Consider the following 7,282-nt stretch of genomic DNA (forward strand, 5'->3'; position numbering starts at 1 on the left):
CCCCCATGCGTCCGACCCGTCGTCCCACCGTACCTGCGGTGGGGGCTATGCGACGTCCTCGTCGACCCAGTCGAGGGTCTTCGTGACGGCCTTCTTCCAGTTGCGATCGAGCCGCTGCCGCTCCGCCTCGTCCATCCCGGGCGTCCAGCGGCGGTCCTCCTGCCAGTTCGCACGCAGCTCGTCGAGGCCCGACCAGAACCCCACCGCGAGGCCGGCCGCGTACGCGGCGCCGAGGGCGGTCGTCTCGGCGACGACGGGTCGCACCACGGGAACCCCGAGGATGTCCGCCTGGAACTGGAGCAGCGTGTCGTTGGCGGTCGCGCCGCCGTCGACCCGCAGCTCGCTGAGGTCGATGCCCGCGTCGGCGTTGACGGCCTCCACGACGTCGCGGGTCTGGAACGCGATCGCCTCGAGGGCGGCGCGAGCGATGTGGCCCTTGTTCACGTACCGGGTGAGTCCGACGAGCGCGCCGCGCGCATCCGGTCGCCAGTACGGCGCGAACAGCCCGGAGAACGCGGGCACGAAGTACGCGCCGCCGTTGTCCTCCACGGTCGCAGCCAGCGCCTCGACCTCCGACGCCGACGAGATGAGGCCGAGGTTGTCGCGCAGCCACTGGATCAGCGAGCCGGTCACGGCGATCGAACCCTCGAGCGCGTAGTGCACGGGTGCGTCGCCGAGCTTGTAGCCGACGGTGGTCAGCAGGCCGTTCTTCGAGTGGACGATCTCCTCGCCCGTGTTGAAGATGAGGAAGTTGCCGGTGCCGTAGGTGTTCTTCGCCTCGCCGGCGTCGAAGGCCGCCTGGCCGAAGGTGGCCGCCTGCTGGTCGCCGAGGATGCCGGCGATCGGCGTCTCCCGCAGGAGGGAGTGCTCGTTCGCGACGCCGTAGACCTCCGATGACGACTTGATCTCGGGCAGCATCGAGCGCGGCACGCCGAACGCGGCGAGGATCTCCTCGTCCCACTGGAGCGTCTCGAGGTCCATGAACATCGTGCGGCTCGCGTTCGTGACATCCGTCGCGTGCACGCCCCCGTCGACGCCGCCCGTGAGGTTCCACAGCACCCAGGTGTCGGTGGTGCCGAAGAGCAGGTCGCCCGCCTCGGCCTTCTCGCGTGCGCCGGGCACGTTCTCGAGGATCCACACGATCTTCGTGCCCGAGAAGTACGTGGCGAGCGGCAGGCCGACCCTGGCCTTGAACCGCTCGACTCCGCCGTCCGCGGCGAGGCGGTCGACGATCGACTGGGTCCGGGTGTCCTGCCAGACGATGGCGTTGTACACCGGCTCGCCGGTGGTGCGGTCCCAGACCACCGCGGTCTCGCGCTGGTTGGTGATGCCCACGGCGGCGATGTCGTGGCGGGTCAGGTTCGCCTTGCCGAGCGCCTGTCCGATGACCTCGCCGGTGTTGCGCCAGATCTCGGCGGGGTCGTGCTCGACCCAACCTGCCCTGGGGAAGATCTGCTCGTGCTCGAGCTGCCCGGTCGAGATGATCGACCCGGCCTTGTCGAAGATGATCGCGCGCGACGAGGTGGTGCCCTGGTCGATCGCGAGGATGTAGTCGGCCATCTGAGAAACTCCGTTGCTTCAGTGAATGGGTGGGATGAGGGGTGAGCGGATGCCGCGGCTCAGCCGAGGATCGGCAGGAGCGGGATCGCGGCGAGACCGGCGAGCACGCCGCCGATGATCGGTCCGACGACCGGGACCCACGAGTACGACCAGTCGCTGCCGCCCTTGCCCGGGATGGGCAGGATGGCGTGCACGATGCGGGGGCCGAGGTCGCGGGCGGGGTTGATCGCGTACCCGGTGGGACCGCCGAGCGAGGCGCCGATGCCGATCACGAGGAGCGCCACGGGCAGGGCGCCGAGCGCGGCGAGGCCGCCGTCGCCCTGGCGTCCGCCGCCGAAGCCGATGACGACGAAGACGAGCACGAACGTGCCGATGATCTCGGTGACGAGGTTCCAGCCGTAGGAGCGGATGGCGGGACCGGTCGAGAAGACCCCGAGGGTGTTCGCGGCATCCGGTTCGGCGTCGAAGTGCTGCTTGTAGGCGAGCCAGCAGAGCACGGCCCCGATCATGGCGCCGATCATCTGCGCCGAGATGTAGGTGAGCACCGACAGGACGTTCACCGGCACCCCCATGCCGAACTCGGCGGCGCCGTTAGCGACGAGGCCCAGGGTCACGGCGGGGTTCAGCTGCGCTCCCGACGCGTACGAGACCGTGACGCCGGCGAAGACCGCCAGGCCCCAGCCGAAGTTCACCATGAGGAACCCGCCGTTGTAGCCCTTGGTGCGCACGAGTGCGACGTTGGCGACGACGCCGCAGCCCAGCAGCACGAGCAGTGCGGTTCCGACGAGTTCCGACAGGAACACGATTCCGAGATTGTCCACGTTGACCTTTCTTCTCTGCGTGACGAGGGCGCCGCTCGGCGGCCTCGTGGTGTCCGGGGCGATCGGCCCCGACGTAACGTACCGATCGGCCGGGGCGCCGCGGGGCGGTTTCGCCTGCACATGCGTGCAGATCTCACCGCCCCGGCGGCGGGTGGCCGGGCCGGGTCAGGCGGCGGAGACGACCTCGTCGAGGCGCACGCCGTGACGCTCGGAGAGCAGCCGGCGGGTCGACTCGACCTCCTGCGTGCGGCGCGCCGCGTCCCAGCCGAGGACGTCCGCGGCGAGGTCGGCCAGTTCCTCGAGGAGCGGCGCCGAGAGAGCTCCGGTGAAGGCGATGCTCGTGCGGCGGAGCACGAGGTCGGGCAGGTGCACGACGCGCTCGCTGCGCAGCAGCCACGCGATCTCCCCACGGGTGTACGACGCGTGGTGCGCGAGCGGGCGGTCGCCCTGGCCGGCGGTCTCCGCGAGGAGCAGCTCGGCACGGGTGCCGTAGCGCTCGAGCAGCTCATCCGCGCGGACACGGCCCACCTCGTCGCCGTGCGAGGCGAGCCAGACCTGTCGGGCATCGTCGGTGGCCGGGTATCCCGCTCCCCCGCCGATGGCCAGACCGCGCGTCGAACGCGTCCGCTCACGCCCGAGGAGGTCCAGGACCTCGTTCGAGAGGTGCTCGGCCAGCGCCCGGAAGGTGGTCCACTTGCCCCCGACGAGCGACAGCACGGTCGTGTCCGGCCGCGCTGCGGCATCCGACCGCTCGATGCGGTAGTCCCGGCTGACGAAGCCGGGCTGCGTCTCGTCGTGGCGGGGCAGCGGACGCACCCCCGAGAAGCGGTAGACGATCTGCGAACGGTCGACGTGGACGTCTGGGAAAACGTGCGCGACGAGCTCGAAGAAGTAGTCCACCTCTTCCTCGGTGCACACGGCGGGCTCGCGCATGTCGTGCTCGAGGTCGGTGGTGCCGACCATGACACGCCCCTTCAGTGGGTAGATCAGCACGATGCGACCGTCCTCGTGCTCGAAGAAGATCTCGCGTCCGCCCGTCGCGGCGAGCAGCTCGTCGTTGTCGAGCACGATATGCGAGCCCTTGGTGCCGCCCATGAAGGCCGTCGGACGGCCCAGGTCGCCGTTCGTCAGGTCGGTCCACGGTCCCGAGGTGTTCACGACGACGTCCGCGGCGATCGAGAACTCCTCGCCCGTGAGGCCGTCGCGCACGCGCACGCCGTCGGCGTCGAGCCCGACCGCCGCGAGGTGGTTCGCCGCCCGGGCGTGCGGGCCGGCGGCGAGCCCGTCGAAGAGCACGTCGAGCGCGAGGCGCTCGGGGTCGTGCATGCTCGCGTCGTAGTACGTGGCCGTGTACTTCACGCCGGGGTTCAGCGCAGGCAGCTCGGCGAGCGACCGCCGACGTCCGTGGAAGCGGTGCCTGGGTACGGCGCCGCCGTCGCGGGAGAAGGCGTCGTAGATGGTGAGGCCCGTCTTGATGAGGGCGGCCCCGCGCTCGGTGGGCTTGCCCTGCCGATGCGTGAGGAAGCGCAGCGGCGCCGAGAGGATGCCCGAGAAGGTGGAGAAGATCGGCACGGTCGTCTCGAGGGGCTTCACGTAATGCGGCGCGATGCGGATGAGCCCGTTGCGCTCCTCGACCGACTCCTGCACGAGTCGGAACTCGCCGTTCTCGAGGTACCGGATGCCACCGTGGATCATGTGCGACGACGCCGACGACGCGCCCGAGACGAAGTCGTCGCGCTCGACGAGCACGACGTCGACGCCCTGGAGGGCCAGGTCGCGGAACGTGGCGATGCCGTTGATGCCGCCGCCGATGATGAGCACGTCGGCGGACGGGCGGGCGTGGAGCGCCGCGACATCCGTGCGCGTGCCGTCGATTCGGCCGTGCTCGTGCGGCTGCGGGGTCGTGGGATGCGGAGACATCGCTGTCCTCTCGATGCGGGTGCGGGTGCGGGTGCAGTGGTGCGAGTGGTGCTCGACCGCGTCGGCTTGCGTCGATCGGCCGGGTGTGGATGAATACATCGTGAGCACGAGCGCACGCTGTTGCAAGCCGTGTGAACATATGTGCAAGGGGACCGGATGAGCGAGAACGAGCCGCGAGCGACCGTCGAGGGCGGCGACGCCGTGAACGGCAAGACCAGGGACGCACTGCGCGCCGCGCACCTCTACTACATGCAGGACCTCACGATGGACGCGATCGCGCACGAGCTGCACACCTCGCGTTCCTCCGTCTCGCGCCTGCTGAGCCACGCGCGGGCCAGCGGACTGGTCGAGATCTCGATCCATTCGCCGCTCGACCTCCCGAGCCGCATCGAGCAGGAGATCCTCGCGCGGCACGCGGTGCGGGCGCACGTCATCCCGGTGCCCGACCACGCCAGCGACGTGGACCGGCTCGATCGCGTCGCGCTCTCGGCTGCACGGATTCTCGGCCAGTACGTCGACTCGAACCAGGCCATCGGCGTGGCCTGGGGGTCGACGATGACCGCGATGAGCCGGCACCTCGTGCCGAAGGCCACCCACAACACCGAGATCGTGCAGCTGAACGGCGCCGGCAACGTGCGCACGACGGGCATCCTCTATGCGAGCGAGCTCCTGCGCCGCTTCGGCGACGCGTTCGGCGCGCGGGTGCAGCAGTTCCCGGTTCCCGCGTTCTTCGACGACCCGGCCACGAAGCGGGCGTTCTGGAAGGAGCGCAGCACGCGGCGGCTCCTCGACCTCCAAGGGCGCCTCGACGTCGCGATCTTCGGCGTCGGGTCGCCGTTCGCCGAGGTGCCGAGCCACGTCTACCAGGGCGGCTACCTCGAGCGGGCCGACTACGAGGGGCTCAGTCGCGAGGGCGCCGTGGGCGACGTGGCCACCGTCTTCTACCGCGCCGACGGCACGAGTGAGGGCATCGCCCTGAACGAACGTGCGACCGGACCAGACTTCGCCGTGCTCCGGCGTGCGCCCCGGCGGATCTGCGTCGTCTCGGGGCGGGCCAAGCTCCCGAGCCTGCGCGGTGCGCTCGCGGCCGGTCTCATCACCGACCTCATCGTCGACGAGGGCACCGCCCGGGCGCTCGTCGAGGCGTGACGAGATCGTGACCACCAGGCCACGGCCGCCGGGTTAGCGTATGGATGCCGCACCGAGCGGCACGGCGGAAGGAGCGGCGTGGAGGCAGGCGACGACCCGACGCCGCACCGGCCCGACCCCACGCCGCACCGGTCCCGGCCGCCCGTGGCCGCCATCGTGGCCGGCACGGCCGTCGCACTCGCGCTCGGCGTCCTCGGACATCAGTGGATCTCGACCACCGCCTACGAGGAGGTCTGGAGCGCCCTCGCCTCGACCGAGGCCGAGCTGACCGAGACGATCGACGACTACGAGGCCGGGCTGGATCGCTCCGACGCCGTCGCCGCCCGGGCCGAGGCGCTCCGCACGGTCGTCGGCGGCGACCTCGTCTCCCCCGACCTCGTCGAGGCCCTGGGCGCCGAGACCGATGAGCTGACCGCATCCCTCGACACGGCGCCCGCCGCGAGCGGCCCCCTCACGGGCCTCTTCGACGAACCGACGGAGTTCTCACCGGCCTGGGAGCGCTACGCCGATCTCGTCGCGATGGCCGAGGCGCTTCCCGAGCGCGCCGAAGCGCTCGAGACCTTCCAGCAGGCGGAAGCCGGCGTGCGACGGACTCGCGAGACGGTCGCCGAGCGCGTCGACGCGGTGTTCGCGGATGCCAGGGAACGAGCCGACGCGGAGATCGCATCGCACCCACTCGCGACGTACCGCACGGTGCTCGACGTGCGGCACCTGATCGACGGCAGCGGCGTCGACGGCCAGTCGAACAGCGCGACCGGGTTCACGCAGCTGGTCGACGCAGTCACCGCGCTGCGCGCATCGCAGGCCGCCGTCGAGGCGGCGCGCGCCGAGTATCCGCGCCGAGCCGAGATCGAGGACTTCGCCCGGTCCATCTCGCAGGGCGTCACGCTCGACTTCGAGTGGGCGTACGAGGTGGCGGGCGTGCCGAGCGACGGCTGGTACGCCGGCACGGCGGAGTTCTGGCCCGAGGACGGCGGCTGGGGTCACATCACCCTGACGTACAGCATCGACGACAGCTGGGACGACCGGAACGCCGAGGCGGTGGTCGTGCACGAGGTCGGCCACACGCAGGCGATCCGCCCGACGTGCGCCCCCATCTTCGAGGGCGCCGAGTTCCGGCGCGACCACGAGATGTGGGCGACCGCGTGGGCGATCGGCATGGGCTACGACCTCCCCGGGGCCGGCATCGAGGCCTACGGGCGACCCACCGACGCGCAGATCGCCGCCGCCGCGCAGTGCCGCTGAGCGAGGTGCGCCGTGCGGCGCCGGATGACGGGAATAGCCGGGCCGCGCACGCGTTGACCTAGAATCGACACGACAAACGTGCTCCGGGGTCGGTGGAAATCCGAGCCGGCGGTGACAGTCCGCGAGCTGGGAGTGCGAGGCCGAGAGGCCCCGCACGAGCGGTTGAACCGGTGGAATTCCGGTACCGACGGTGAAAGTCCGGATGGGAGGCGGCACGTGTCGGCTGTGCTGTGCGCAGCCGATGGAGGCGGTGGTCGACACCGCGGCATCGCCGATGCATCCCCCGGAGCCCTCAGGACAGGACACGGGATGACGACGGGTGAGCACACGATGGCGGATGCCGCAGCGATGCGCCGCGCCCTCGAGCTCGCCGTTCGCGGCCCCGCCCGCGGCGTCAACCCGCGCGTCGGCTGCGTCATCCTCTCGCCGCACGGCGACGTGCTCGCCGAGGGCTGGCATCGGGGCGCGGGCACGGCGCACGCCGAGGTCGACGCGCTCGCAAAGCTGGCTCCCGGCGCGGCCGAGGGGGCGACCGCCGTCGTCACGCTCGAGCCGTGCAACCACACGGGTCGCACCGGCCCCTGCGC

At 71.1% G+C, this 7,282-nt stretch carries 5 protein-coding genes, 1 pseudogene and 1 riboswitch; of the genes and pseudogenes, 3 read left to right on the forward strand and 3 right to left on the reverse strand.

The genetic code is table 11. The features are described from left to right. Positions 1 to 45: 45 nt before the first annotated feature. The 3 genes from glpK to AC1DY2_RS12230 all read right to left on the reverse strand — a co-directional run bounded on the left by glpK (position 46) and on the right by AC1DY2_RS12230 (position 4,301). Positions 46 to 1,560, reverse strand: a complete 1,515-nt coding sequence (gene glpK / locus AC1DY2_RS12220) for a glycerol kinase GlpK (protein WP_476762677.1) — start codon at positions 1,558 to 1,560, stop codon at positions 46 to 48. A 59-nt stretch (positions 1,561 to 1,619) separates the two neighbouring features. Beyond that, complete coding sequence (locus AC1DY2_RS12225) at positions 1,620 to 2,381, reverse strand: MIP/aquaporin family protein (RefSeq protein WP_476762678.1); 762 nt, start codon at positions 2,379 to 2,381, stop codon at positions 1,620 to 1,622. Between the two features lie 165 nt (positions 2,382 to 2,546). After that, on the reverse strand, positions 2,547 to 4,301 hold the full coding sequence (locus tag AC1DY2_RS12230) for a glycerol-3-phosphate dehydrogenase/oxidase (RefSeq protein ID WP_476762679.1): 1,755 nt from the start codon (positions 4,299 to 4,301) through the stop codon (positions 2,547 to 2,549). A 156-nt stretch (positions 4,302 to 4,457) separates the two neighbouring features. On the opposite strand from AC1DY2_RS12230, the gene AC1DY2_RS12235 reads away from it, so the two are divergent. From AC1DY2_RS12235 to AC1DY2_RS12245, 3 genes and pseudogenes are all read left to right on the forward strand, one after another. Beyond that, on the forward strand, positions 4,458 to 5,450 hold the full coding sequence (locus AC1DY2_RS12235; RefSeq protein WP_476762680.1) for a sugar-binding transcriptional regulator: 993 nt from the start codon (positions 4,458 to 4,460) through the stop codon (positions 5,448 to 5,450). A gap of 78 nt (positions 5,451 to 5,528) precedes the next feature. Next, a complete protein-coding gene (locus AC1DY2_RS12240; RefSeq protein WP_476762681.1) occupies positions 5,529 to 6,695 on the forward strand; it encodes a hypothetical protein in 1,167 nt (388 codons plus the stop codon). Between the two features lie 74 nt (positions 6,696 to 6,769). Beyond that, a riboswitch (FMN riboswitch) is annotated at positions 6,770 to 6,915 on the forward strand. 89 nt (positions 6,916 to 7,004) lie between these two features. Continuing rightward, positions 7,005 to 7,282, forward strand: a pseudogene (locus tag AC1DY2_RS12245) (riboflavin biosynthesis protein RibD); the annotation flags it as partial.

It is taken from the genome of Agromyces sp. P1_H4, from assembly GCF_056405255.1.

What these genes read in the sequence shown, in the direction of transcription:
- AC1DY2_RS12230 (WP_476762679.1), bottom strand. Translation starts at nt 4,301, where the DNA reads ATGTCTCCGCATCCCACGACCCCGCAGCCGCACGAGCACGGCCGAATC.
- AC1DY2_RS12235 (WP_476762680.1), top strand. Translation starts at nt 4,458, where the DNA reads ATGAGCGAGAACGAGCCGCGAGCGACCGTCGAGGGCGGCGACGCCGTG.
- glpK (WP_476762677.1), bottom strand. Translation starts at nt 1,560, where the DNA reads ATGGCCGACTACATCCTCGCGATCGACCAGGGCACCACCTCGTCGCGC.